At 68.9% G+C, this 25,633-nt stretch carries 22 protein-coding genes; 5 read left to right on the forward strand and 17 right to left on the reverse strand.

Annotated features, from left to right (window positions below; genetic code table 11):
* The first annotated feature begins 20 nt into the window (after positions 1–20).
* The 3 genes from GV790_RS04295 (at position 21) to GV790_RS04305 (ending at position 3,814) form a co-directional block, all read left to right on the forward strand.
* On the forward strand, positions 21–704 hold the full coding sequence (locus GV790_RS04295; RefSeq protein ID WP_163810705.1) for a response regulator transcription factor: 684 nt from the start codon (positions 21–23) through the stop codon (positions 702–704).
* Positions 701–1,738: a HAMP domain-containing sensor histidine kinase gene (locus GV790_RS04300; protein ID WP_163810708.1), complete on the forward strand. Its 1,038-nt coding sequence runs from the start codon at positions 701–703 to the stop codon at positions 1,736–1,738. Before GV790_RS04295 ends, GV790_RS04300 begins: the two co-directional genes overlap by 4 nt.
* Positions 1,739–2,326: 588 nt before the next feature.
* Positions 2,327–3,814 carry a DUF4153 domain-containing protein gene (locus GV790_RS04305; protein WP_280210851.1) on the forward strand — a complete coding sequence of 496 codons (1,488 nt, stop codon included), beginning with the start codon at positions 2,327–2,329 and terminating at the stop codon, positions 3,812–3,814.
* 45 nt (positions 3,815–3,859) lie between these two features.
* Here the strand turns inward: GV790_RS04305 and GV790_RS04310 are convergent, their stop codons facing one another.
* Together GV790_RS04310 and GV790_RS04315 are read right to left on the reverse strand one after the other, a co-directional pair.
* A complete protein-coding gene (locus GV790_RS04310; protein WP_163810710.1) occupies positions 3,860–4,621 on the reverse strand; it encodes an SDR family NAD(P)-dependent oxidoreductase in 762 nt (253 codons plus the stop codon).
* 72 nt (positions 4,622–4,693) lie between these two features.
* Positions 4,694–5,554, reverse strand: coding sequence for a LysR family transcriptional regulator (locus GV790_RS04315; RefSeq protein ID WP_163810712.1), 861 nt, complete (start codon positions 5,552–5,554; stop codon positions 4,694–4,696).
* Positions 5,555–5,640: 86 nt separating this feature from the next.
* Between GV790_RS04315 and GV790_RS04320 the strand changes: the two genes are divergently transcribed.
* Positions 5,641–6,645: a bile acid:sodium symporter family protein gene (locus GV790_RS04320; RefSeq protein ID WP_163810714.1), complete on the forward strand. Its 1,005-nt coding sequence runs from the start codon at positions 5,641–5,643 to the stop codon at positions 6,643–6,645.
* A gap of 3 nt (positions 6,646–6,648) precedes the next feature.
* On the opposite strand, the gene nuoN is transcribed toward GV790_RS04320, so the two are convergent.
* The 15 genes from nuoN to GV790_RS04395 all read right to left on the reverse strand — a co-directional run bounded on the left by nuoN (position 6,649) and on the right by GV790_RS04395 (position 24,053).
* Positions 6,649–8,262 (reverse strand): NADH-quinone oxidoreductase subunit NuoN, encoded by a 1,614-nt coding sequence (gene nuoN / locus GV790_RS04325; protein WP_163810717.1) that lies wholly within the window; start codon positions 8,260–8,262, stop codon positions 6,649–6,651.
* Positions 8,259–9,881 carry an NADH-quinone oxidoreductase subunit M gene (locus GV790_RS04330; RefSeq protein ID WP_163810719.1) on the reverse strand — a complete coding sequence of 541 codons (1,623 nt, stop codon included), beginning with the start codon at positions 9,879–9,881 and terminating at the stop codon, positions 8,259–8,261. Before GV790_RS04330 ends, nuoN begins: the two co-directional genes overlap by 4 nt.
* The gene (gene nuoL, locus GV790_RS04335) at positions 9,878–11,764 is read right to left on the reverse strand and encodes an NADH-quinone oxidoreductase subunit L (RefSeq protein ID WP_163810721.1); all 1,887 of its coding nucleotides are present in this window, start codon (positions 11,762–11,764) and stop codon (positions 9,878–9,880) included. The genes GV790_RS04330 and nuoL overlap by 4 nt, the downstream gene beginning before the upstream one ends.
* A gap of 1 nt (position 11,765) precedes the next feature.
* The gene (gene nuoK / locus GV790_RS04340; protein WP_036536861.1) at positions 11,766–12,065 is read right to left on the reverse strand and encodes an NADH-quinone oxidoreductase subunit NuoK; all 300 of its coding nucleotides are present in this window, start codon (positions 12,063–12,065) and stop codon (positions 11,766–11,768) included.
* Entirely contained in the window at positions 12,062–12,928 is an 867-nt protein-coding gene (locus tag GV790_RS04345) for an NADH-quinone oxidoreductase subunit J (RefSeq protein WP_163810723.1), read from the reverse strand. The genes nuoK and GV790_RS04345 overlap by 4 nt, the downstream gene beginning before the upstream one ends.
* Positions 12,925–14,754, reverse strand: coding sequence for an NADH-quinone oxidoreductase subunit NuoH (gene nuoH / locus GV790_RS04350; protein ID WP_163811103.1), 1,830 nt, complete (start codon positions 14,752–14,754; stop codon positions 12,925–12,927). The genes GV790_RS04345 and nuoH overlap by 4 nt, the downstream gene beginning before the upstream one ends.
* A 16-nt stretch (positions 14,755–14,770) precedes the next feature.
* Entirely contained in the window at positions 14,771–17,263 is a 2,493-nt protein-coding gene (locus GV790_RS04355) for an NADH-quinone oxidoreductase subunit G (RefSeq protein ID WP_163810725.1), read from the reverse strand.
* Complete coding sequence (nuoF, locus tag GV790_RS04360) at positions 17,260–18,588, reverse strand: NADH-quinone oxidoreductase subunit NuoF (RefSeq protein WP_163810727.1); 1,329 nt, start codon at positions 18,586–18,588, stop codon at positions 17,260–17,262. The genes GV790_RS04355 and nuoF overlap by 4 nt, the downstream gene beginning before the upstream one ends.
* Positions 18,585–19,304: an NADH-quinone oxidoreductase subunit NuoE gene (gene nuoE / locus GV790_RS04365; RefSeq protein ID WP_163810729.1), complete on the reverse strand. Its 720-nt coding sequence runs from the start codon at positions 19,302–19,304 to the stop codon at positions 18,585–18,587. Before nuoE ends, nuoF begins: the two co-directional genes overlap by 4 nt.
* Positions 19,301–20,671, reverse strand: coding sequence for an NADH-quinone oxidoreductase subunit D (locus GV790_RS04370; protein ID WP_228815096.1), 1,371 nt, complete (start codon positions 20,669–20,671; stop codon positions 19,301–19,303). Before GV790_RS04370 ends, nuoE begins: the two co-directional genes overlap by 4 nt.
* Positions 20,671–21,363: an NADH-quinone oxidoreductase subunit C gene (locus GV790_RS04375; RefSeq protein ID WP_163810731.1), complete on the reverse strand. Its 693-nt coding sequence runs from the start codon at positions 21,361–21,363 to the stop codon at positions 20,671–20,673. The genes GV790_RS04370 and GV790_RS04375 overlap by 1 nt, the downstream gene beginning before the upstream one ends.
* Positions 21,360–21,914: a NuoB/complex I 20 kDa subunit family protein gene (locus GV790_RS04380; RefSeq protein ID WP_163810733.1), complete on the reverse strand. Its 555-nt coding sequence runs from the start codon at positions 21,912–21,914 to the stop codon at positions 21,360–21,362. Before GV790_RS04380 ends, GV790_RS04375 begins: the two co-directional genes overlap by 4 nt.
* A gap of 70 nt (positions 21,915–21,984) precedes the next feature.
* Positions 21,985–22,365, reverse strand: a complete 381-nt coding sequence (locus GV790_RS04385; protein ID WP_163810736.1) for an NADH-quinone oxidoreductase subunit A — start codon at positions 22,363–22,365, stop codon at positions 21,985–21,987.
* 306 nt (positions 22,366–22,671) lie between these two features.
* Complete coding sequence (locus GV790_RS04390; RefSeq protein WP_163810738.1) at positions 22,672–23,082, reverse strand: Rv3143 family two-component system response regulator; 411 nt, start codon at positions 23,080–23,082, stop codon at positions 22,672–22,674.
* Positions 23,083–23,177: 95 nt separating this feature from the next.
* Positions 23,178–24,053: a LysR family transcriptional regulator gene (locus GV790_RS04395; protein ID WP_256673018.1), complete on the reverse strand. Its 876-nt coding sequence runs from the start codon at positions 24,051–24,053 to the stop codon at positions 23,178–23,180.
* A 124-nt stretch (positions 24,054–24,177) separates the two neighbouring features.
* On the opposite strand from GV790_RS04395, the gene GV790_RS04400 reads away from it, so the two are divergent.
* Positions 24,178–25,620, forward strand: a complete 1,443-nt coding sequence (locus tag GV790_RS04400) for a form I ribulose bisphosphate carboxylase large subunit (protein WP_163810740.1) — start codon at positions 24,178–24,180, stop codon at positions 25,618–25,620.
* Positions 25,621–25,633: the final 13 nt, after the last annotated feature.

A 25,633-nucleotide genomic window follows, 5' to 3' on the forward strand; every position in this document is an offset into this window, starting at 1 on the left:
GCTGGCTAATGTAAGCCCGCATGGAGCACAGTGCGGCGCGCAGGATCCTGGTGGTCGACGACGAGATCACCATCGCCGAGTCGGTGGGCGCCCGGTTGCGGGCGGAAGGTTTCGTCGTCGAACTCGCCCATGACGGTCCGGCCGCTGTCGCCGCCGCCGAGGCCCGTCGACCGGATCTGGTCGTCCTCGATGTGATGCTGCCCGGATTCGACGGGCTCGAGGTGTGCCGGCGTATCCAGGCCGCACATCCGGTGCCGGTGCTGATGCTCACCGCGCGCACCGAGGAAACCGACCAGCTGGTCGGCCTCGGTGTCGGTGCGGACGACTACCTCACCAAGCCCTTCTCCCTGCGCATCCTCACCGCGCGCGTGCACGCGCTGCTGCGGCGGGTGGAGCGCAGCGCCGAGGGCGACGGCGCCGCGCTGGTCGTCGGTGATCTGCGCATCGACCTGGATGAGCGCCGGGTGTGGCGGGCCGGCGTGGAAACCCAGCTGACGCCGCTGGAATTCGATCTGCTGGCCCGGCTGGCACGCCGTCCGCGCGCGGTACTCGCCAGGGAGGGGCTGCTGGAAGAGGTATGGGACTGGGCCGATGCGGCGGGCAGCCGCGCGGTGGACAGCCACATCAAAGCGCTGCGCCGCAAGCTCGGCGCCGACCTCATCCGCACCGTGCACGGCGTCGGCTACGCACTAGAGGCGCGATGACCGGCCCCGATCGATGGCGGCAGCTGGCCCGCCGGATCGCCGACACCCTGCCGCGACCGCTGGATCCGGTGCGCTCGATCAAGCTGAAGCTGGCGATCCTGATGCTGTGCTCGGGCGGCGTGGCCTTCGGCTACTTCCGGCTGCAGATCGGCTGGCTACCGCCACGCACCACCCTCGCCGCGACCGCGATCGCCTTGGTCACCTCGCAGGTGCTCGCGCATGGCATCACCAGGCCGCTTCGGGAGATGACCGCGGCCGCCAAACGCATGGCGCACGGCGATTACAGCCGCCGGGTGCGCGCCAGCTCTCGCGATGAGGTGGGCGAGCTGGCCGAGGCGTTCAACCAGATGGCCGCGGATCTGGCGGCCGCCGACCGGCAGCGCCGAGAGTTGATCGCCAACGTCTCGCATGAGCTGCGCACGCCCGTCACCGCATTGAACGCACTGCTGGAGAACCTGGTCGACGGTGTGTCCGAACCGGATCCGCGCACCCTGCGCACGGCGCTGGCGCAAACCGAACGGCTCGGGCTGCTGGTGACCGAACTGCTCGATCTGTCCAGCATCGAGGCCGGCGCGCTGCCGCTGGACCGGGAACGGTTCGCGATCGAACCACTGCTGGCCGAGGTGGTCGCCGAAGCCGAGGTCACCACGGCCGCTCTAGGCCGTGGGGTGCGGTTCCGGACCGACGTGCGTCCCGGCGGGGTGTGCGTCTACGCCGACCGTGCACGGTTGCATCAGGTGCTGCTCAACCTGCTCGACAATGCCGCCAGGCACGGCCCGGCCGGTGGCGAGGTGCGGATCGAGGTGAGCGGCGAGCCGGACCGCGTCGTCATCGACGTCGGCGACGACGGTCCCGGCATCCCCACCGCCGAACGCGCCCACATCTTCGATCGTTTCACCCGCGGCGGCCGCGCCGACGGCGGCGGGACCGGCCTCGGCCTCGCCATCGCCCGCTGGGTCGTCGACCTGCACGGCGGCACCATCGCCGTCGCCGACCCCGGCTCACGCATCCGAGTGGTCCTCCCCGGCCGCTGACCCGAACCGACCCACACCCCGGACCGACCCCGGTCCCGGGGCGATCCCGCACACCCACAGGAGGGGACATCCATGCCCACAGAACCTGATTCCGGCAACCGGACACTGTCGACACCGGAGCGAGCCGAGGACGGAGACCCGACGGCGGCGTCCGATGAGGCGGCCGCGGTTTCGTCATCGGCCGCCGTCCACGCTGCGAAGCCTGGGGCGTCCGAATCAGCGGCCCCGGCTCCGCGGGGATCTGAGGACGGCAACGCACCGGCAGCGACCGACGACACGAAAGCGGTTGCCTCGGTGGCGGCGTCATCGGCGATCAACCCGGGCACGAAGCCCCCTGCACCGGAGCCGGACGGTTCGGCTCCGCAGGAATCGGGCACCGACGCGACCGATGACCGGGTGGCGGTTGCGTCGGAAGACGCCGCGCAGGATGCGTCGGCCGATGCGGCTTCCGCGTCGGTGCCGACCGTGGCTGCTCCGACGCCGACTTCCGCGGGCGCGCAGCTGACCGGTGTCGCGGACAAGTCGTCCGCGGCGGTCTGGGCTGACCCGAGCACGCAGGTTGTTCAGCCACCGGCGGGGACCGTGCTCGTGACATCGCCCCCGAATGCCCGTCCGCCGGTGACGCCGATGCCGCCGGCTGCCGGACCGAAACCGCCGCCACGGTGGCGGCGCGTCGCCCAGCCCGCGGGATTGCTCACCGCGGCGGCGGTCTCCGGGCTCGGCGCGGCGACGCTGGTACCGACGGACCGGCCAGGGATCGGCTGGTTGCTCGCGGCAGGGGTTGTCGTCGCCACCATCGCGGCCGTCGTTCGCCGATCACGTCGGGTCCGTGCGGCGTCTTCGGACAACGTCGCGCAGTTGCCGCTGGGGAGCGGCCGCATCTGGTGGACGGTGCTGGCGGCGGCCTTGCTGGCGGTGGGGGCGTTCCGGGCCGCCGGCTGGTTGTTCACGTTATGCGTGCTGGCGGCGGCCGCCGCGGCGTCACTGGCGGCGGTGGGCCCGCGGTCGGTGTTCGGGCTGCGGTACGACCTGTTCGCGATTCCCATCGAGGCGGCGCGGAGCCTGCCGTGGCTCTACACCGGTGCCCGCCGGGTCCAGGGGCCGGGACGGGAGCGCGCGACGCGGCTGGCCGGCTCGATCGCGGCGACCGCGCTGCTGCTCGCGGTGTTCGTTCCGCTGCTCGGCAGTGCCGACGCGAGCTTCGCGCACGTGGTCGAAAGTCTCATTCCCGCCGTCGACTCGGACGCCGTGGCGCAGTGGATCCTGATGTTCGTCATCGCCGGGCTCGGCACGGTCGGCGCGCTCTACGTGATCGCCGGACCTCCCCGACGCGCGACCGACGACGCGCCGGAGACCGGACGACGGCTGCGCCGCAGCGAATGGGCGCTGCCGGTGGCCGCGTTGACGCTGGTGTTCGCGGTGTTCGTGGCCGTGCAGTTCATGGCCATGTTCGGCGGCGACGACTACGTGCAGCGCACCGCGGGCCTCACCTACGCCGAATACGCGCGCAGCGGATTCTGGCAGCTGTCGACCGTCACCATTCTCACCCTGGTGGTGATCGCGATCGTCTTGCGCTGGGCGGCACGGGATTCGGGCATTGATCGGCTGTGGCTGCGGGCGCTGCTGTCGGCGGTGACGGTGCTGTCGCTGATCATCGTGGCCTCGGCGCTGATGCGGATGTGGACCTACCAGCAGGCCTACGGTTTCACCGTGCTGCGGTTGCTGGTGCTGACCTGCGAGCTGTGGATCGGCACGGTGTATCTGCTCGTCTTGGTGGCGGTGCTGCGGTTGCGGCACCGGCGGCTGGCCCGCGCGGCCGTCGGCACGGCCATGGCGACGCTGCTGGCGCTGGCCGTGCTCGACCCGGAACGCTTCATCGCCGACAAGAACATCGACCGCTGGCAGGACGGGCACGCCCTCGACATCGGCTATCTGAGTGGGCTTTCCGCCGATATCGTGCCCGCCACCGACCGTCTGCCCGCCGAGTTGCGCGCCGTCATCGCCGATCCGATCCGGGACCGCTTGCCCGCCGACACCTGGCGCAGCTGGAACTACTCGCGTGCGGCGGCACGGTGACCGGCCGGGTCAGCGGGTCGAACACGGCCGAGGCCGGGCGTGGGCTCACCCCTCGCGCGGGGCGAGCAACCCGCCGACCAGGTTCGGGAACCACCGGTAGGCGGCGATCATGGCGCGGCTGTAGCGCGGCACGATGATGTACTGCTGATTGCGGCGCATGCCACGCATGATCGCGCACGCCGCCCGGTCGGGGGCGAGCGCATCGATCGGCTTGCGCCGCAACATCGTCCGCGGCTGCCGGGCGGACGGGGTGGACGTCGCGCCTGGTACCGCGACACTGATCCGCACGCCGCTGCCCGCGGCTTCGGCCCGCAGCGAGGTGGTCAGCCCGACCACCGCGTGCTGGGTCATGGCATAGGCCACCGACCGGGCCGACGGCAGCAGCCCGGCCACCGACACCGTATTGACGATGTGGCCGAATCCCTGCGCGCGCATCACCGCGTAACCGTGCCGGGTGCCGTGCACCATGCCCCATAGGTCCACATCGACCATCTCGTGCCAGCGGCCCAGTGGCAGCGTGCCGAAGTCGCCATCGATGCGCAGATCGGCGGTATTGAACAGATAGTCGAGACGGCCCAGATCGGCGACGGTGCCGGTGAGTAGCCGCCGGACCCGGTCGTCGTCGGTGGCATCGACCACCTGGGTATAGCGGGTGGCGCCGTCCAGACCCCGCGACAATTGCCGCAGCCGGGCCGCATCGCCGTCGGCGGCGACCACGCAGACGCCCGCCGTCACCAGCTGCCGGCACAGCGCCGCGCCGATCTCCGACGTGGCGCCGGTGACCACCGCCACTTTCTCGACACCCATCGACACAACTAAACATCCACGTTTTACATCGTCAACTCGCGCCGGGTCGCGGTCCCGCTCAGCGGCACCGCCTCACCGCCGCGTGAACCGCAGCCGATCGATGTTGTCCACGATCGCGCGGGTCAGCGCCCGCTCGGGTGCGGAGGCCGCCCGGCGCGCGGTACTGATCAGCACGAACTCCGTGGTGCCGGGGCTCGGCAGGCCGTGCACCGGAACGAGATCGGCGGGCAGCAGGCTTTCGCTGTGTACCGCGAACCCGAGGCCGGCGAGCACCGCGGCGCGCAGGCCGAGCTGACCTTTGGTGGTGCACGCGATGTGATGGGGGAGCCCGGCGCGATCGAGGGTGCGCAAGGCCGCGTCGCGGGTCAGGCTGGGCGGCAGATAGGTGACCACCGGTATCGGTTCGCCCGCCGCCGGCGGTTGCGCGCCGGCCGGGCCCACCCACACCAGCCGATCGCTGAAGACCAGCCGGCCGTGCTGTTCGCCCGGCCTGCGTTTGACGAAGGCGAGATCGAGGTGGTTACGGCGCAGCCGCGCATGCACTTCCTCGCTGAGCCCGACGGACATGTCCAGATCGACGCGCGGATAGTCGCGGCGGAACTCGCGCAGGATCTCCGGAAGCGTCTCGGCCACCAGATCCTCGGAGACGCCGAAACGGATGCGCCCGGTGACGGTCTCGCCGCCGAAATACTGCGCCGCCCGGCTCTGCGCGTCGAGGATTTCGCGCGCGAAGGCCAGCATGGCCGCGCCGTCGGAGGTGAGCGTGACCGAATGGGTATCGCGCAGAAACAGCTCACGACCGAGTTCGCGTTCCAGCTTCGCGACGTGGCCGCTGACAGTGGGCTGACGAAGCCCGAGTTGACGGGCCGCGGCGGTGAAACCGCCGTGCTGCTCGACCGCCACGAAACTGCGCAGCAGAACCGGATCGAACACCGAACACCTCGCTATCGTGATTCGTAATAGCTGATATAGCAGCTATCGTATTCCCCGATGGTGCGCCGCCGCCTACCGTTCTACTGATGCGGTTGCTCAGTAAGTTCTCGATCGATGGTTTCGTCCTCGCGATCTTCGCGATGGTCGGCGTCGCGACGATCGTTCCGGCCACCGGCGCCGGGGTGATCGTCCTCGACTGGGCCACCAAGGCCGCCATCGCCGCATTGTTCTTCCTCTACGGCGCGCGCCTCTCACCCGCGCAGGCCTGGCAGGGCGTCAAACACTGGCGTCTGCACACGGTGATCCTGGCGACGACCTTCGTGGTGTTTCCGCTGCTCGGGCTGGCACTGCGAGTCCTGGAGCCAGGGGTGCTGTCCGAGCAGCTCTACGCCGGGGTGCTGTTCCTGTGCCTGGTGCCCTCGACCGTGCAGTCCTCGATCGCCTTCACCTCGATCGCGCGTGGCAATGTCGGCGGGGCGATCGTGAGCGCGTCGTTCTCCAACCTGCTCGGCGTGTTCCTGACCCCGCTGCTGGTGGTGGCGCTGATGCACACCACCGGTGAGGCCCATATCGACGCGGGCGCCGCGGTGGCGATCGTGGTGCAGCTGCTGGTGCCGTTCCTGCTCGGGCAGCTGGCGCGGCCGTGGATCGGGGAGTGGCTGACCCGGCACGCGCAGCCGGTGAAGCTGGTCGACCGCGGATCCATCCTGCTCGTGGTCTACGCGGCGTTCAGTGCCGGTATGCGCGAGGACATCTGGAGCAAGGTCGGCGTCGGCGACATCCTCGTGCTGCTCACGGTCTCGGCGGTGCTGTTCGCCGTGGTGGCGGGCATCGCGACCGGGGCGGGCAGGCTGCTCGGGTTCCCGCGCGAGGACCGGATCGTCATCCTGTTCGCCGGATCGAAGAAGAGCCTGGCCTCCGGCCTGCCGATGGCAGCGGTGCTGTTCGGCGGCACCGACGTCGGCCTGATGGTGCTGCCGCTCATGCTGTTCCACCAGTTGCAGTTGATCGCCTGTGCCGTCATCGCGCAGCGGCTGGGCCGGCAAGCCGAAGAGCTCGAGAAGGTCACGGCGGCGCCGGCGGCCTCGTGAGCGCTACCGCGCGAAGTTCGCGGCGTCGGTCGCGAGATCCAGCACCGGCTGCGGGAAGATGCCGAGCACCACGGTGACGACGACCGTGACGCCGATGACCCCGCACGTCATCCGCGGTGCGGTGATCACCGGCGGATCCGCGGGCGGGTCGGTGAAGAACATCAGCACGATCACCCGGATGTAGAAGAAGGCGGCAACAGCGCTGGCGAGCACACCGACGATCACCAGATAACCGGCGTCACCGTCGGCCGCCGCCTGGAAGACAGCGAACTTCGCGACGAACCCGCTGGTCAAGGGCAGACCGGCGAAGGAGAGCAGCAGCAGCGCGAAACCGGAGGCGAGCCAGGGCGATCGGCGTCCGAGCCCGGCCCAGCGCTCGAGCGAGGTGGCTTCCTCGCCGGAGCCATCACGGACCAGGCTCACCAGCGCGAACGCGCCGAGCGTGCTCAGGCCGTAGGTGAGCAGATAGAACAGCACCGACGACACCCCGGCGTCATTGGCGGCCACCAGCGCCGTCAGCAGGAAACCCGCATGTGCCACCGACGAATACGCCAGCATCCGCGTGACGTCGGTCTGGGTGATGGCCATGACCGCACCGACGATCATGGTCGCCACCGCCACCGCGCCGAGCACCGGCCGCCAGTCGTCGGCCAGCCCCGGCACCGCCACCTGCAACACCCGCAGCAGCGCGCCGACGGCGGCGATCTTGGTGGCGGCGGCCATGAACGCCGTCACCGGGGTCGGCGCGCCCTGGTACACGTCGGGAACCCAGGACTGGAAGGGCACGGCGCCGATCTTGAACAGCAGGCCGACCGCCAGCATCGCCACCCCCAGCAGCGCGAGGGTCGCGTCGCCGGAATCGGCGGCGAGGGCGTCGGCGATGCCGCCGAGCCGGACGGTGCCCGTCGCGCCGTAGAGCAGAGCGACGCCGTAGAGGAAGAACGCCGAGCTGAACGCGCCGAGCAGGAAGTACTTCAGCGCCGCCTCCTGCGAGAGCAGCCGCTTGCGCCGGGCCAGCCCGCACAGCAGATACAGCGGCAGCGACAGCACTTCGAGCGCGACGAACATGGTCAGCAGATCGTTCGACGCCGGGAACAGCAGCAGCCCACCCACCGCGAGCATGGTCAGCGGGAACACCTCGGTCGCCGCCACACCCGCGGCGGCCGCGGCCTTCTCGGCGCCGCTGCCCGGCACCGCGGAGGCCTGCGGAGTGAACGCCTCGAGCTGCAACGCCGGCCGCGCCGCCGCGCGGGACCAGGTGCCGGGCCCCGACCTCGGCGCGGCGCGCTGAGCGATGATCAACACCCCCAGCACCGACACCACCAGCAGCGTGCCCTGCAGCAACAGCGTCACCCCGTCGACGGCGACGGCCCCGACCGCCGCCGTGGTCCGCGTGCCCGCGAGTGCGATCACCGCGACCAGCGCGGCGATCAACGCGCCAAGGGCCAGCGACATATGCGTGAGGTAACGCAGCCGTCGCGGCACGAAGGCCTCGACCAGCACACCGATGACTGCCGCGCCGAACACGATCAGCATCGGCGAGAGCGTGCCGTACTCGATGCTCGGAGCGGGTACGGCCGCCGCGAGGACGAGACCGGCGTCGAGACCACCACTCATTTGTGCCCACCTCCGGTGGTCGCTGTGCCCGCCTCGGTCTGCGCCGGGGCCGACGGTTCGGGGTCGGTGATACCGACCGTGGTGAGGGTCTGGGTGACCGCGGGATCGATGAAGTCGGTGACCGGTTTCGGATAGACCCCGAGCACGATCAGCGCCGCGATCAGTGGCGCCACCACCGCCAGCTCCCGCGGCAGCAGATCACGGATGCGTTCGTTGCCCTCGGTGACCGGGCCGGTCATCATCCGCTGGTACACCCACAGCACGTAGATCGCCGCCAGCACCAGCGCGCCGGTGGCGACGACGGCCGCGACCTGATAGCGGCTGAAAGTGCCGACCAGGACCAGGAATTCGCTGACGAACGGCGCCAGCCCAGGCAGGGACAACGTCGCCAGACCGGCGATGAGGAAGGTGCCTGCCAGCACCGGGGCGACCTTCTGCACTCCGCCGTAATCGGCGATGAGCCTGGTCCCGCGCCGCGACACCAGGAACCCGGCGATCAGGAACAACGCGGCGGTGGAGATGCCGTGGTTGACCATGTACAGCGTCGCCCCGGTCTGGGCCTGACTGGTCAGCGCGAAGATGCCGAGGATGATGAAACCGAAATGCGAGATCGAGGTGTAGGCGATCAGCCGCATCACATCGGTCTGGCCGATCGCGACCAGCGCGCCGTAGATGATCGCGATCACCGCGAGCGTCACCAGCAGCGGCGCGTAGGTCCGGGTGGCGTCGGGGAACAGCAGCAGCCCGTAGCGCAGCATGCCGAAGGTGCCGACCTTGTCCACCACCGCCATCATCAGCACCGCGCTCGACGGCGTCGCCGCCACCGCGGCATCGGGCAGCCAGGTGTGCAGCGGCCACAGCGGCGCTTTCACGGCGAAGGCGAACATGAACCCGAGGAACAGGGCATTCACCAAGGCCGGATCGCCGCCCAGCTCGCCGGCGTTCGCGGCGGCGACCACGGTGCGGAAATCGAAGGTACCCGCCGTGCCGTCACCGAGTCCCTGCTGCACTGTGAGCACGTACAGCCCGATCACCGCGGCCAGCATGATGAGCCCGCCGAGCAGGTTGTAGAGCAGGAACTTCACCGCCGCCCGTGCGCGCCGCACCCGTACGGCCACCTCGTCGGTGCGCGGGCCGAAACCGCCGATGAGGAAATACATCGGGATCAGCATCGCCTCGAAGAACACGTAGAACAGCAGGATGTCCAGGGCGAGGAAGGACATCAGCACCATCGCCTCGACCAGCAGGGTGAGCGCCACGTAGGTGTGCGCGACCCGCCGCCCGCTGCCGACCTCGCGTTCGTCGTTCCAGCCCGCCACCATGAGCAACGGCACCAGCGCGGTGGTGAGCAGCACGAGTACCAGCGCGATGCCGTCGACGCCGAGGGTGTACCCGGCGCCGAAAGCCGGTATCCAGCTGTGCGATTCGACGAACTGGAACTGTGCACCGCCGGGTTCGAAGCGGGTTGCGAGCAGTACCGCCACCACCAGCACCGCCACCGAGAACCCGAGCGCCACCCAGCGGGCGAGCACCCGTTGTGCGGCGGGGAGCAGCATGACGATCACCGCGCCCGCGACGGGCAGCAGCCACAGCGTGGTCAACCAGGGAAAGTCGGTCACCAGATCCTCACCGCCAGCAGGGCGGCGGCCACCAGGGCCGCGCCGGTGAACATGGACAGCGCATACGAGCGCACGAAACCGGTTTGCACCCGCCGGATCCGGGCCGACAGGCCACCGATGACGGCGGCCGTGCTGTTGACCAGTCCGTCGATGCCGCGATTGTCGACGAACACCAGCGAACGAGTCAGGTGCCGTCCCGGCCGCATCAGCCCGGCCTCGTTGACCGCGTCACCGTAGAGGTCCTTGCGGGCGGCGACGGTGAGTGCCGACACCCGCTGCGGCGCGGTCTCCGGAACCGGGTGCCGCGCGTACTGCTGATACGCGACCCCGACACCCGCGGCCACGACCAGCAACGCCAGTGCCGTGATCACCGGCACCGGAAGGGCGGGCTCGCCGTGATGGGAGCCGACGACCGGCTCCAGCCAGTTCTGCAATGCCGATCCCCACACCAGCAGCGCACCGGAGGCCACCGAACCGACCGCGAGCAAGATCATCGGACCGGTCATCACCGCGGGCGCTTCATACGGATGGGTATCCGGTTTCCAGCGTCGTTCGCCGAAGAACGTCATCAGCATGACGCGGGTCATGTAGAAGGCGGTGAGCCCGGCGCCGAGCAGGGTCACCGCGCCGAGCGCCAGGCCGGCGGCCCCACCTTCGGCGAAGGCGGCCTCGATGATGCGGTCCTTGGAGAAGAATCCGGCGAACGGCGGCACCCCGATGATGGCGAGATAGCCGAGTCCGAAGGTCACGTAGGTGATCGGCAGCAGCGTGCGCAGTCCGCCGTAGCGGCGCATATCGGTCTCGTCGTTCATGGCGTGCATGACCGATCCCGCGCCGAGGAACAACCCGGCCTTGAAGAAGCCGTGGGTCAGCAGATGCATGATCGCGACCGCGTAGCCCGCCGGCCCGAGGCCGACCGCCAGCACCATGTACCCGATCTGGCTCATGGTCGAGGCGGCAAGGGCCTTCTTGATGTCGTCCTTGGCGCAGCCGATGATCGCGCCGAACAGCAACGTCACCGCGCCGACGAGAACCACAGCCAGTTGTGCGTTCGGCGCGAGATCGTAGACCGGGTTGGCCCGGGCGATCAGGTACACACCGGCGGTGACCATGGTGGCCGCGTGAATGAGCGCCGAGACCGGAGTCGGACCCTCCATGGCGTCACCGAGCCAGGACTGCAACGGCACCTGCGCGGATTTACCGCAGGCGGCCAACAGCAACAGCAACCCGATCGCGGTCAGGGTGGCTTCGCTCGCCGCCGGTGCGGCGCCGAACACCTCGCTGAAACCGATGGAGCCAAAGGTGGCGAACATGACGAACATCGCCAGCGCCAGCCCCATGTCACCGACCCGGTTGACCACGAACGCCTTCTTGGCCGCGGTAGCCGCCGAGGGCTTCTCCTGCCAGAACCCGATCAACAGGTAGGACGCCACACCGACGCCTTCCCAGCCGAGATAGAGCACCAGGAAGTTGTTCGCCAGCACCAGCACCAGCATGGCCGCCAGGAACAGGTTGAGGTAGGCGAAGAATCGCCTGCGGGCCGGGTCGTGGCTCATATAGCCGACCGAGTAGATGTGGATCAGCGAGCCGACACCGGTGATCAGCAGTGCGAAGCACATCGACAGCTGGTCGAGCTGCAGTCCCAGTCCCACATTCAGGCCGGTGACCGGAACCCAGTGGTAGAGATCGAGTTCGATGGCGCGGGTGGCGTCGTCGCGGCCGAGCATCGCGACGAACGCGACGATCGCCACCGCGAACGACGCGAGCGCGGTCAGGCAGCCGAGCAGATGACCCCAGGCGTCGGCGCGGCGCCCCGTGAGCAGCAGGATGACGGCGCCGGCCAGGGGCAGGGCGGGCAGCAGCCACAGCGTCGCGGTATCCACGTCAGAACTTCAGCAGGTTGGCGTCGTCGACCGAGGTCGAGCGGCGGGCGCGGAAGATGGTCATGATGATCGCCAGCCCGACCACTACTTCGGCGGCGGCGACCACCATGGTGAAGAACGCGAAGACCTGACCGTCGAGGTTCGCGTGCATCCTGGCGAAGGTGACGAAGGCCAGGTTCACCGCATTGAGCATCAACTCGATGCACATGAACACCACGATGGCGTTGCGGCGCAGCAGCACACCGGCGGCGCCGATGGTGAACAGCAGCGCGGACAGGAACAGGTAGTTCTCGGGATTCACCGGCTCCCTTTCTCCTCGGAGGTGCGGGATTCGCCGCGCACCGGTTCGCTCGGCTCGGACGGTGTGCCGACGGAGATGACCGCGGCTTCGGTCAGCGCCCGGGTGCGGCGGTGGCGCAGGATGGTCGACACCGACAGCTCTTCGAACGAACCGTCGGGCAGCCGCGCGGGCACGTCGACGGCGTTGTGCCTGGCGTAGACACCCGGCGTCGGTAGTGGTGTCGGCCTGGCGTGTTCGGGATCGCGGAAGCGCCGCCGCGACATCTCACGCTGGCCCAGTTGCGGCCCGAACTTCTCCCGGTGCGCCAGCACCATGGCGCCGATGGTGGCGGCGATGAGCAGCGCGCCGGTGAGCTCGAAGGCCCACACGTAGCGAACGAAGATCAACTCGGCCAGCTCGCCGATGACGTCGCGGCCGGGGAATCCGGTGGCGGGATAGGTGATCCCGGAGTTGCGGACGCCGTGTGAGATCCCGGTGATGAACAACAGCCCGAACCCGAGGCCGACCACTGCCGCCGCGATGCGCTGGCCGCGCAGGGTCTCGCGCAGCGACTCGGCCGAATCCACGCCGACGAGCATGAGCACGAACAGGAACAGCATCATCACCGCGCCGGTGTAGACCACGATCTGCACGACACCGAGGAACAACGCGTCCTGTGCGATGTAGAACACCGCGAGCGCGATCATGGTGGCGGCCAGGCAGATCGCGGAATGAACCGCCTTCGCGGCGAAGACCATGCCGAGTGCGCCGATCACCGCCAGTGGCGCGAGGATCCAGAACTGCACGGCTTCGCCGGTGCCGGTCCGGGTGATCGGTTCGGCGGCCAGCGGCGCCGCCGCGGCGAGATGGGTCATGACGGTCATCGGGTGCCTCCGTCCGCGCCGGTGCCCGCCGCCGCGGGCGAGCGTTGCGGTTCGGTGCCGTCGATGGCACCGGTGTAGTAGTCGGCCACGGTGGCGCCGGGGCGCATCTCGTGCGGTGGTGCGGTCATGCCCGGTTCCATCGGGGCGAGCAGCCGGTCCTTCTCGTAGATCAGGTCGGCGCGGTTGTCGTCGGTCAGTTCGTAGTCGTTGGTCATCGTCAGCGCGCGCGTCGGGCAGGCCTCGATGCACAGGCCGCAGCCGATGCAGCGCAGGTAGTTGATCTGGTAGACGCGGCCGTAGCGTTCACCGGGGGAGTAGCGCTCGGTCTCGGTGTTGTCGGCGCCTTCGACGTAGATGGCGTCGGCCGGGCAGGCCCACGCGCACAACTCGCAACCGATGCATTTCTCGAGCCCGTCGGAGTACCGGTTGAGCTGATGACGGCCGTGATAGCGGGCGGCGGTCGGTACCTTCTGCTCCGGATAGAACTCGGTATTGGGCCGTTTGAACATGGTGGCCGCGGTGACGGCGAAACCGGCCAGCGGTTCGAACAGTCCGCCCGCCGGCACGGTATGTGACGGCCGCTCCGGCAGCGGCGGCGTCGGGAAGCCCAGGAAAACGCCGGTGCCGCTGGAGGATCGGTCGGGGGCGGCCACCGGTTGCTCGACCTCGGGCGGCGCTCCCGGTGCGCGGCCCGCCCGCAGGAACAGCCCGACCATCAGCGCGCACACCAGCACGCCGCCGATGACGAGGATCGGGGTCTGTACGTGGTAGCCCTCGAGTTCCAGCACCCGCGCGGTGGCCACCACCATCACCCACAGCAGCGACACCGGGATCAGCAGCTTCCAGCCGAGGTTCATGAACTGGTCGTAGCGCAGCCGGGGCAGGGTGCCGCGCAGCCAGATGAACACGAACAGGAACGTCCAGACCTTGAGCGTGAACCACAGCAGCGGCCACCAGCCCGAATTCGCGCCCGACCACATGTTCAACGGCCACGGCGCGGCCCAGCCACCCAGGAACAGGGTGGTGGCCAGCGCCGACACCGTCGCCATATTGATGTATTCGGCGAGCATGAACATGGCGAACTTGAGCGAGGAGTACTCGGTGTGGAATCCGCCGACCAGCTCACCCTCGGCCTCGGGCAGATCGAACGGCGCCCGATTGGTCTCACCGACCATGGACACGCAATAGATGAGAAATGACGGCAGCAACAAGAAGGCGTACCAGGTGCCGTGCTGGGCGGCCACGATGCCGGAGGTGGCCATGGTGCCGCCGAGCAGGAACACCGCCGCGAAGCACAGCGCCATGGCGATCTCGTAGGAGATGACCTGCGCGGTCGAGCGCAGTCCACCCAGCAGCGGATACGTCGAGCCCGACGCCCAGCCGGCCAGCACGATCCCGTAGACGCCGATGGACGTGATCGCCAGGATGTAGAGCACCCCGACGGGCAGGTCGGTCAATTGCAGCGGTGTGGTGTGCCCGAAGATCGATACCTGCGGCCCGAACGGGATGACCGCGAAGGCCATGAACGCCGGGATGGCGGCGAGCACCGGCGCCAGGATGTAGATCGGTTTGTCGACGATGGCCGGGACGATGTCTTCCTTCAGGGCCATCTTCACCCCGTCGGCAATCGATTGCAGGCTGCCGAACGGGCCGGTGCGGTTGGGGCCGATACGCATCTGCATGCGGGCCACGATCTTGCGTTCGGCCAGCACCGCGATCATCGGCGTCAGCAGCAGGAACACGAAGACGGCGACCGATTTCAGTAGCACCAGCCACAGCGGGTCGGTGCCGAAACCCGCGGGCCCGTCCGCGGCCTGGGCGAGCATCACCAGATCGGACAGCTCATGCATGACCCTCGACCTCCAAGTCCAGGTCGGCCCGGCGCAGCTCGACGACGCCGCCCGGGTGCGTCGCCAACGCGGTGTGCACCGAGTGACCCGGTGCGTTCAGTGGGACCCACGCCACCCGGTCGGGCATGTCGGTGACCACCAGGGGCAGGGTGAGCGCACCGTGTTCGGTGGTGATGGTGACCGGTTCGCCGTTCGCGGCGCCGATGTCGGCGGCGGTGCCGGGCGAGACCCGCACGACGGCGGGGTGCGCGGTGCCCGCGAGGTTGGGTTCGCCGTCCTGCATGCGTCCGGCGTCGAGCAGCATCCGCCACCCGGCCAGCACCGCGGTGCCGGGGCCCGGGCGGGTGACCGGATGCGGCAGATGCGCGGGCGCGGGGGCAGGCGCGCCGTTCCAGGCGCCGAGTCCGGCGAGTTCGGCTCGTGCGGTCGCGGCATCGGGCAGCCCGATCGGCGTGCCCATCTCGGCGGCCAGGGTGTGCAACACCCGCAGATCCGATAGCGGCGCCGCGGTGCGCCGCACGGTGGATTCACCGAGCGCGGCCTCGAACGCGCGGGGCCTGCCCTCCCAGTTCAGGAAGGTGCCCGCCTTCTCCATGGCCGAGGCCACCGGGAACACCACATCGGCGCAGTCGGTGATCTCGCTGCGGCGCAGCTCCAGACTCACCACGAACGGGGCGGCCCGGACGGCGGCGAGCGCGGCCTTCGGGTCCGGCAGATCGGCGAGCTCGACGCCACCGACGAGGAGCGCGAGTCCGGCTGCCGGGTCGAGGATTCCGGCCGTATCGCGGCCAGCGGCGACCGGTATCTCACCGCCCCAGACATCGTGCAGCTGACGCCTGGCCTCCGGATCGCACACCGGTCGGCCGCCGGGCAGCAGCCCGGGCAGTGCGCCGGCTTCGATCGCCCCGCGCTCGCCGGCCCGCCGCGGCACCCAGGCCAGCGCGGCACCGGTGTCGTCGGCCAGGCGCACGGCCGCCGACAACGCACCGGGGATGCCGGCCAGCCGCTCACCGACCATGATGACCGCGCCCGGCCGCCGCAGCAGCTGCGCGAGTTCGGCGAGCCGGGCGGAATCGACAGTGGCACCGATGCTTTCGCCGGTCTGTGCACCGCCGGTGCGGATCGCCTCGAACAGGTGCGGTTCGGCACCGGGGACGGTCGGCAGCAGGGTGGCCGACATCCGCCGCACCCCGCGGGAGGCGAAGGCGGCCATCGCATAGATCGGCAGACCGCGCTTGCGGGCAGCCTTACGCAAGCGCAGATAGACGATGGGCGATTCTTCCTCCGGCTCGACACCGGCCAGCAGCACCACCGGCGCGGCCTCGAGATCGTCGTAGCCGACCGTCAGGCCCTGCCCGGCGACGCGCGCGGCCAGGAAATCGGCCTCCTCGGCCGAATGGATCCGGGCCCGCATGTCGATGTCGTTGGTCTCGAGCACCAGCCGCGCGAACTTGGCGTAGGCGTAGGCGTCCTCCATGGTGACCCGGCCGCCCACCAGGACACCGGTGTTCGAGATCGCGGCGGCCAATCCGCGCGCGGCCACGGCCAGCGCGTGCGACCACGACGCGGGCGCGAGTTCACCATCGGGCCCGCGCACCAGCGGGGTGGTCAGCCGATCCGGTTCGGTGGCGTAGGCGAAGGCCCACCGGCCCTTGTCGCAGTTCCATTCCTCATTGACCTGTGGGTCGTCACCGGCGAGGCGGCGCAGCACCTTGCCGCGCCGGTGATCGGTGCGCTGGGCGCAGCCGGAGGCGCAGTGCTCGCAGACGTTCGGGCTCGACACCAGGTCGAACGGCCGGGCCCGGAACCGGTAGCTGGTACCGGTGAGCGCGCCGACCGGGCAGATCTGGACGGTATTGCCGGAGAAGTACGAGTCGAGCGGTTCGGCCTGTGCGGTGCCCACCTGTTGCAGGGCGCCGCGGTCGAGCAGCTCGATGAACGGATCGCCGGCGATCTGCTGGGAGAAGCGGGTGCATCGGGCGCACAGCACGCACCGCTCGCGGTCCAGCAGCACCGCTGTGGACAGCGGAATCGGTTTGGGGAAGGTGCGTTTCACCCCGTCGAAGCGCGATTCGGCCGAGCCGGTGGACATGGCCTGGTTCTGCAATGGACATTCGCCGCCCTTGTCGCAGACGGGGCAATCCAGCGGATGGTTGATCAGCAGCAGCTCCATCACCCCGCGCTGCGCCTTCTCCGCCGCGGTGGAGCTGAGCTGGGTATGCGCGACCATGCCGTCGGACACCGCCATGGTGCACGAGGCCACCGGTTTGCGCTGTCCGTCGACCTCGACCAGGCACTGACGGCAGGCGCCCACCGGGTCGAGCAGCGGATGGTCGCAGAAACGGGGGATCTGGATGCCGATGAGTTCGGCGGCGCGGATGAGCAGCGTGCCCGCGGGCACGCTGACGGTGGTGCCGTCGATGGTGACGCTGACGAGGTCGGCGGGCACCACGCCGCTGGTGTCGGTGCGCACGGTCGCGGTCATCGGATCACCTCTCGGGTATCGCTGTCGGCCCAGGCGGTGCTGCGCGCCGGATCGAACGGGCAGCCGCCGCGGCGCAGATGCTCGGCGTATTCCTCACGGAAGTACTTCAGCGAGGACACGATCGGGCTGGCCGCGCCATCGCCGAGCGCGCAGAAGGATTTGCCGTTGATGCTGTCGCAGATGTCGAGCAGCTTGTCCAGATCGGCCGCGGTGCCCCGGCCGGCTTCCAGCCGGGTGAGCAGCTGGACCAGCCAGTAGGTGCCCTCACGACAGGGTGTGCACTTGCCGCAGGATTCGTGGGCGTAGAACTCGGTCCAGCGCAGCACCGCGCGCACCACACAGGTGGTGTCGTCGAAGATCTGCAAGGCCTTGGTGCCGAGCATCGACCCGGCGGCGGCGACGTTCTCGTAATCGAGTGGGACGTCCAGATGCTCGGCGGTGAACAGCGGAGTCGACGATCCTCCTGGTGTCCAGAACTTCAGCTCGTGTCCGGCGCGCACACCCCCGGCGTAACCGAGCAGCTCGCGCAGCGTCACCCCGAGCGGCGCCTCGTACTGGCCGGGCTTGGTCACATGCCCCGACAGCGAGTACAGCGTGAAACCGGGCGACTTCTCGCTGCCCATGGACCGGAACCAGGCGATCCCGTTGCGGATGATCGGCGGGACGCTGGCGATGGATTCGACATTGTTGACCACCGTCGGGCAGGCGTAGAGACCGGCGACGGCCGGGAACGGCGGACGCAACCGGGGCTGGCCGCGCCTGCCCTCGAGCGAATCGAGCAGCGCTGTCTCTTCGCCACAGATGTAGGCGCCGGCCCCGGCGTGCACGATGAGTTCCAGGTCGTAGCCGGAGCCGAGGATGTCGCGGCCGAGCAAACCGGCCTGGTAGGCCTCGGCGACCGCGGCCTGCAACCGGCGCAGCACCGGCACCACCTCGCCGCGCACATAGATGAAGGCGTGCCCGGCGCGGATGGCGTAGGCGGCGATGATGACGCCCTCGATCAGCGCGTGCGGGGTGGTGAGCATGAGCGGAATGTCTTTGCAGGTGCCCGGTTCGGACTCGTCGGCGTTGACGACCAGGTAGTGCGGTGTGATCGTGCCGTCGGGTTCGGGGCCCTGCGGGATGAAACTCCATTTCATGCCGGTGGGGAAGCCGGCGCCGCCGCGCCCGCGTAGCCCGGCGTCTTTGACCGTGCTGATGACCTGATCGGGCGACATCCCGAGCGCGATGCGCAGCGCCTGATAGCCGTCATGGCCGCGGTAGGCGTCCAGCGTCCACGACTGCGGTTCGTCCCAATGGCGGGTGAGTACCGGGGTGAGTGTCACTGCTGCCCGCCCTCCGACTGCTGCGGTACGGCGGGTGTCTCCATACCGTGTTCGCGTGCGGTGTGCAGCCCGGCCAGGGTGGCCGGGCCGGGGATACCGTCGAGGGCGCCGGGGCGCTCGTCCGGAAAGCCGGCGAGGATGCGGGCGGTCTCCCGGAAGGTGCACAGCGGCGCCCCACGGGTCGGGGTGACCTGAGCGCCCGATCGCAGCGAATCCACCAGCGCGCGCGCCGATTCCGGCGTCTGGTTGTCGAAGAACTCCCAGTTCACCATGATCACCGGCGCGAAATCGCAGGCGGCATTGCACTCGATGTGTTCGAGGGTGATGGCGCCGTCGTCGGTGGTCTCGCCGTGGGCGATCCCGAGGTGCTCGCGCAGGGCGGCCAGGATGGCGTCGCCGCCCATCACCGCGCACAGGGTGTTGGTGCACACCCCCACGTGGTAATCGCCGGTGGGGGTGCGCCGGTACATCGAATAGAACGTGGCCACGGCCGTGACTTCGGCGGCTGTCAATTCCAGCTGTTCGGCGCAGAATTCGATGCCGGTGGCCGTGACGAACCCTTCTTCGGCCTGCACCAGATGCAGGAGCGGCAGCAGCGCCGAACGCGGATGGGGATAGCGGGCGATGATCTGTGCCGCGTCGGCGGCCAGCCGGTCGCGCACCGCATCCGGGTACGGTGCCGGTTTGGTGGTGAGCCGCAACAGGATCTCGGTCATCGGTCCACCCCACCCATCACCGGGTCGATGCTGGCGACCGAGGCGATGACGTCGGCCACCATGCCGCCCTCGCACATCGCCGCCACCGCTTGCAGATTCGTGAACGAGGGATCGCGGAAATGCACCCGGTACGGCCGGGTGCCGCCGTCGCTGACCATGTGCACCCCGAGTTCACCGCGCGGCGATTCGACCGCGCTGTACACCTGCCCGGCCGGCACCCGGATGCCCTCGGTGACGAGCTTGAAGTGGTGGATGAGCCCCTCCATGGAGGAGCCCATGATCTTGCCGATGTGCCGCGGCGAATTGCCGAGACCGTCGGGCCCCAAGGCCAGATCGGCGGGCCAGGCGATCTTCTTGTCGTCGATCATGACCGGCCCCGGCCGCAGGCGGTCCAGACACTGCTCGACGATCTTGAGCGATTCCTTCATCTCTTCGACCCGGATGACGTAACGGCCGTAGCAGTCGCAGCCGGTGGTGGTCGGGATGTCGAATTCGTAGGTTTCGTAACCGCAGTAGGGCGCGGCCTTGCGCAGATCGTGCGGTAGGCCGGTGGCGCGCAGCACCGGGCCGGTGATGCCGAGCGCCATGCATCCGGTGAGGTCCAGGTAGCCGATGTCCTGGGTGCGGGCCTTCCAGATCGGGTTCTGGGTCAGCAGATGTTCCATATCGCGCAGGCGTTTCGGTAGCAGCGCCAGAAGTTCACGGACCTTGTCGACGCCGTCGTCGGGCAGATCCTGGGCGAGCCCGCCGGGCCGGATGTAGGCATGGTTCATGCGCAGGCCGGTGATGGTCTCGAAGACGTCGAGGATCAGCTCGCGTTCCCGGAAACCGAACAGCATCGGGGTGAGCGCGCCCAGCTCCATCCCGCCGGTGGCCAGCGCCACCAGATGCGAGGAGATCCGGTTGAGCTCCATCAGCAGCACCCGGATGACGGTGGCGCGCTCGGGGATCTGCTCGGTGATGTCGAGCAGCTTCTCCACCCCGAGGCAGTAGGCGGTCTCGTTGTAGAACGGCGACAGGTAGTCCATCCGGGTGACGAAGGTGACGCCCTGGGTCCAGTTGCGGAACTCGAGATTCTTCTCGATGCCGGTGTGCAGATAACCGATGCCGCAGCGGGCTTCGGTGACGGTCTCGCCCTCGATCTCCAGGATCAGCCGCAGCACACCGTGCGTGGAGGGATGCTGCGGGCCCATATTGACGACGATGCGTTCCTCGCCTGCGCCGCGCAGCGCCTCTGCCACCTCGTCCCAGTCCTGGCCGCCGACGGTGACCGTGGTCGGTTCTGGTGGCGGAGTGGGGGCCGGGCGCGTGGGGGCGCCGGGATCATCGGTGTGGGTTCCGGCGGCGTGGGTGTCGGTGTTGTTCATCAGCTGTAAGCCCTCCGCTCGTCGGGCGGCGGGATACGCGCGCCCTTGTATTCGACCGGGATCCCGCCGAGCGGGTAGTCCTTGCGCTGGGGGTGCCCGCGCCAGTCGTCGGGCATGGTGATGCGGGTGAGTGCGGGGTGCCCGTCGAACTGGAGGCCGAAGAAGTCGTAGGTCTCGCGTTCGTGCCAGTCGGTGGTGGGATACACCCGGTACAGCGACGGGATGTGCGGGTCGGCGTCGGGCGCCGACACCTCGATCCGCAGCCGTCGCCCGTGCGTGATCGACATCAGGTGATACACCGCGTGCAGTTCGCGTCCGGCATCGTCGGGGTAGTGCACGCCGTTGACGCCGAGGCACAGTTCGAACCGCAGCGCCGGATCGTCGCGCAGCGCTCGAGCCACCGCGACCAGCTCCGCGCGCCGCACGTGCAGGGTGAGTTCGTCGCGGAATACCACCACTTTCTCCACGGCGGCATCGAAGTCGAGATCCACCTCGGCGAGGGCCGTGCGCAGCGACTCGACGAGGGCGTCGAAGTAGCCGCCGTAGGGCGGGGCGGTGCCGCCGGGAAGGCCGACCTGGCGGATGAGCCGGCCGTAACCGGAGGTGTCGCCGGTGCCTGCGGCCCCGAACATGCCGTGCCGGACGCCGATCACCTCGTCGCCGGAGCCGCCGCGCGGATCGCCGGCCGTCATCGCAGCAGCCCTTCCATCCGAATGGTGGGGGTTGCGGCGAGCGCGGCGTGTTCGGCGGCGCGAATGGCTTCCTCGCGGTTGACGCCCAACGGCATCTGCTGGATCTTCTCGTGCAGCGCGATGATCGCGTTGAGCAGCATCTCCGGCCGCGGCGGGCAGCCGGGCAGATAGATATCGACCGGCACCACATGGTCGACGCCCTGGACGATGGCGTAGTTGTTGAACATCCCGCCGGAGGACGCGCAGACCCCCATCGCGAGCACCCATTTCGGTTCGGTCATCTGGTCGTAGACCTGACGCAGCACCGGCGCCATCTTCTGGCTCACCCGCCCGGCGACGATCATCAGATCGGCTTGGCGTGGGGAGGCGCGAAAGGCTTCCATCCCGAACCGGGCGAGGTCGAATCGGCCCGCGCCGGTGGCCATCATCTCGATGGCACAGCAGGCCAGCCCGAAGGTGGCGGGCCAGAGCGAGCCCTTGCGTAGATAGCCCGCCATCGATTCGACGGTGCTGAGCACGAAACCACTGGGCAGTTTTTCTTCGAGACCCATAATCGACTGCTTCTCCTGGATCGTCCCCGCGGAGCGGGGAGCGCGGTGCGAACGTTCGATGCCGGTCTGCTCAGTCCCAGCTCAGGCCGCCTCTGCGCCATTCGTAGGCGTAGGCGACCGAGACATTGACGATGAACAGAGCCATCGCGGCAAGACCGAACAGACCGAGCGAATCGAAGTGGACCGCCCACGGATACAGGAACACGATCTCGATATCGAAGATGATGAACAGCATCGCGGTGAGGTAGTACTTCACCGGGAAGCGTTGCCCGGTAACGTTTCCCGGCCCGCCGGCCACGGCGTGCGGTGTCGGCTCGATGCCGCATTCATAGGGTTCGAGCTTGGCCCGGTTGTAGCGTGTGGGCCCGATGAGGGCCGCGATGGCAACCGAGCCCAGCGCGAACGCGGTAGCGATCGCGCCGAGTACGAGAATCGGCACCTCGGTATTCACGACTGCACTTCCCCTCCTTGCGAACGGGAGCGGGCGGGGTTGCCGTCCGTCCTCGAACGGGGTGCGGGCGGTCGATGCGGTGGTCCGCGTCGCCGGGGTCGCGTCATCGCCGTGGTGGGCGAGGGTGGGCTGTTCCGAACCTGGCGTTGCGGGTCGTCATGTCATCTCCCGCGCTCATGTGAGCTAGAGCACAGCCTACAACCGATTCGGGGGCGGACCCGGGGATTCGTCGCGGTCTTTGATCGAATTAGCAACTGACATTTATGACCGAAACGGGGCAATCCGCGGGCGCGTCGTCTCCGCTGTTCAGGCGGCCGGCCGGCCGCGCAGCAGGCTGACCACGGTGTCGGTCAGCTGGATCGGATCGATCGGGTGCGTGGCCGTCGCTTCGGCGCGGGACCAGCGGGCCAGCCATTCGTCATCCGGGCGTCCGGTGAGCACCAGTAGCGGCGGGCAGTGCGCGAGCTCGTCCTTGAGCTGCTTGGCGATCCCGAGTCCGCCGGCGGGGGTGGCCTCACCGTCGAGGATGGCCAGATCGATGCCGCCGGCGTCCATCTGCTCGATCACCACATCAGCGGTGGCGACCTCGAGATAGTCGAGCTCCGGTAGATCCGGATGCGGCTGTCTGCCCAGTGCCAGCATCACCTGGCTCCGGGTGTCGGCATCGTCGCTGTAGACCAGGACCCGCAGCGCGGCGGGATCTTTCGCATCGGCCACGTCGGCATGGTACGTCCGGAGCCGGGTGGTTGGTGGCACGTTCGCCGAGATCGGCCGTGTCGGTCGCCGGGAGACGCCGGGCCGCGGCGGCACGCTCAGGTGGACCGGAAGGCGTCGGCGCCCACCCGAGCGGGGTCGAGCAGATGCGCGAGGAACAGCCGGGTGGTGGGGCTGGGGTTGCGGGTGGTGATGGCGTGCCAGGGACGGTCCAGCGGGGTGCCGTCGACGGGGAGCACGCGCAGGGCGCCGGAGTCGAGATGCTCGCCGACGGCGTCGCCGTGGATGAGGGTGACGCCGAGTCCCTCCCGCGCGGCGGCGAGGACCGCACCGTGCGAACCGAGCGTGAGGGTGGGCGGGTCGATCTGCAACTGAGCGAGCAGGTTCAGGGTGGCCTCTCTGGTGCCCGAGCCGCGCCCGCGCAGCAGCCAGGTGGCGCGCATCGGGTCGCAGGCGCGTCCGGCGGGGCCGACCACCACGAGCCTGCTCGGGCGCCGCGCGCGGGTGACGAGCCCGGCGTCGCGGGGTGGTCGCCCGGCGATGACGAGATCGGTTTCGTGATGCTGCAATTCGAGGAACAGCACATCGCGCGGATGGATCGACAGGCTCAGTTCGATGTCCGGGTAGCGGGTACGGAACCCGGCCAGCGGGCGCAGCAGTACGTATTCACCGGCGGTGGCGACCACGCCGATGCGTAGCCGCCCGGATTCGGCGCGGCGGACCGCGGCGTGTGCCTCCTGCATGAGTCCGAGGATGCCGCGGCAATAGTCGGCGTAGACCCGGCCCGCCTCGGTGAGGGTGATGCCGCGCCCGGATTTGGCGATCAGCTTGGCGCCTAGCTGTTTCTCGATATGGGCGACGGCGGCGGAGACGGCCGCCTCGGTGACGTGCAGCTGGCTCGCGGCGCGGCGGATGCTGCCGGTGCGGGAGACGACGAGGAAGGTTTCCATCCTTGCCGCACTTACTCTCCCCATTGTCAGACGGTAGCAAACCTGAGGAAACGGTTGAGTTTTTCGGCAAACATTCAAATTGTTTGTCCTGCACGGCGCCGTCATCCTGGACATCGCAAGGCGTTCACCCCCGTGAGCAGGAGGAATGATGGCCGACGAAACCGAGCGTGACCGTTGGGATCCGGGCGTCCAGTCCTACGCCTCGATGGGGTACTACGCCCCGGACTACGAGCCTTCCGACACCGACGTGCTGGCCGTGTTCCGAGTGACCCCGCAGCCGGGCGTCGATCCGATCGAGGCCGCCGCCGCGGTGGCGGGCGAATCGTCCACGGCCACATGGACGGTGGTGTGGACCGACCGGCTCACCGCGCACAGCAAGTATCAGGCCAAGTGCTATCGCATCGATGAGGTGCCGGGCCGGCCGGGGGAGTACTTCGCCTACATCGCCTACGACCTCGATCTGTTCGAGGAAGGGTCGATCACCAATCTCACCTCCTCGGTGATCGGCAACGTCTTCGGTTTCAAACCGTTGCTGGCGTTGCGGCTCGAGGACATGCGAATTCCGGTGGCGTATGTGAAAACCTTCCAGGGTCCGCCGCACGGCACGGTGATGGAGCGCGAATATCTGAACAAATACGGCCGGGCCTTGCTCGGGGCGACGGTGAAACCGAAACTCGGTTTGTCGGCGCGCAATTACGGCCGGGTGGTGTACGAGGCCTGCAAGGGCGGGCTCGACTTCACCAAGGACGACGAGAACATCAACTCCCAGCCGTTCATGCGCTGGCGCGACCGCTACCTGTTCGCGATGGAGGGCGTGAACCGGGCGATGGCCGAGACCGGCGAGATCAAAGGCCACTACCTCAACGTCACCGCCGCCACCATGGAGCAGATGTACGAGCGAGCCGAGTTCGCCAAGGAACTGGGCAGCGTGGTGATCATGATGGATCTGACGGTGGGATACACCGCCATGCAGTCGATGTCGCACTGGGCGCGGCGCAACGGCATGCTGCTGCACCTGCACCGGGCCGGGCATTCGACCTTCACCCGGCAGAAGACACACGGGGTGAGTTTCCGGGTGCTGGCCAAATGGTGCCGGCTGATCGGCGTCGATCATCTGCACGCGGGCACGGTGGTGGGCAAGCTCGAGGGTGATCCGGCCACCACGAAAGGCTTCTACGACACCCTGCGGGAGAACGTCATCCCCACCGAACCGGCCAACGGAATCTTCTTCGATCAGCACTGGGCCAGCCTGCCGGGGGTGATGCCGGTGGCCTCCGGTGGTATCCACGCCGGGCAGATGCACCAGCTGGTGGAACTGTTCGGTGATGACGTGATCTTGCAGTTCGGCGGCGGCACCATCGGTCATCCACTGGGAATAGCGGCGGGCGCCGAGGCCAATAGGGTGGCCCTGGAAGCGATCGTGCAGGCCCGCAACGAGGGTCGCGATCTGCTGCGCGAGGGGCCGGAGGTGCTACGCAAAGCCGCCGCAGCCAACCGTCCACTCGACGTTGCGCTGGCGACCTGGGGTGAAGTCAGCTTCGACTACACCTCCACCGACGCACCCGACGCGGTGCCGACGGCGACCCACTGAGCGGCGAGTACCA

The sequence above is a fragment of the Nocardia cyriacigeorgica genome (genome assembly GCF_010858045.1).
GTDB classification, from domain to species: Bacteria; Actinomycetota; Actinomycetes; order Mycobacteriales; family Mycobacteriaceae; genus Nocardia; species Nocardia cyriacigeorgica_E.

Excerpts from the sequence above, each read along its gene's own strand:
- GV790_RS04295 (WP_163810705.1), top strand. The coding sequence starts at position 21 with ATGGAGCACAGTGCGGCGCGCAGGATCCTGGTGGTCGACGACGAGATC.
- GV790_RS04300 (WP_163810708.1), top strand. The coding sequence starts at position 701 with ATGACCGGCCCCGATCGATGGCGGCAGCTGGCCCGCCGGATCGCCGAC.
- GV790_RS04310 (WP_163810710.1), bottom strand. The coding sequence starts at position 4,621 with ATGGGTGTCGAGAAAGTGGCGGTGGTCACCGGCGCCACGTCGGAGATC.
- GV790_RS04320 (WP_163810714.1), top strand. The coding sequence starts at position 5,641 with ATGCGGTTGCTCAGTAAGTTCTCGATCGATGGTTTCGTCCTCGCGATC.
- nuoN (WP_163810717.1), bottom strand. The coding sequence starts at position 8,262 with ATGAGTGGTGGTCTCGACGCCGGTCTCGTCCTCGCGGCGGCCGTACCC.
- GV790_RS04345 (WP_163810723.1), bottom strand. The coding sequence starts at position 12,928 with ATGACCGTCATGACCCATCTCGCCGCGGCGGCGCCGCTGGCCGCCGAA.
- nuoH (WP_163811103.1), bottom strand. The coding sequence starts at position 14,754 with ATGCTCGCCCAGGCCGCGGACGGGCCCGCGGGTTTCGGCACCGACCCG.
- GV790_RS04355 (WP_163810725.1), bottom strand. The coding sequence starts at position 17,263 with ATGACCGCGACCGTGCGCACCGACACCAGCGGCGTGGTGCCCGCCGAC.
- nuoE (WP_163810729.1), bottom strand. The coding sequence starts at position 19,304 with ATGACCGAGATCCTGTTGCGGCTCACCACCAAACCGGCACCGTACCCG.
- GV790_RS04370 (WP_228815096.1), bottom strand. The coding sequence starts at position 20,671 with ATGAACAACACCGACACCCACGCCGCCGGAACCCACACCGATGATCCC.
- GV790_RS04375 (WP_163810731.1), bottom strand. The coding sequence starts at position 21,363 with ATGACGGCCGGCGATCCGCGCGGCGGCTCCGGCGACGAGGTGATCGGC.
- GV790_RS04380 (WP_163810733.1), bottom strand. The coding sequence starts at position 21,914 with ATGGGTCTCGAAGAAAAACTGCCCAGTGGTTTCGTGCTCAGCACCGTC.
- GV790_RS04395 (WP_256673018.1), bottom strand. The coding sequence starts at position 24,053 with ATGGGGAGAGTAAGTGCGGCAAGGATGGAAACCTTCCTCGTCGTCTCC.
- GV790_RS04400 (WP_163810740.1), top strand. The coding sequence starts at position 24,178 with ATGGCCGACGAAACCGAGCGTGACCGTTGGGATCCGGGCGTCCAGTCC.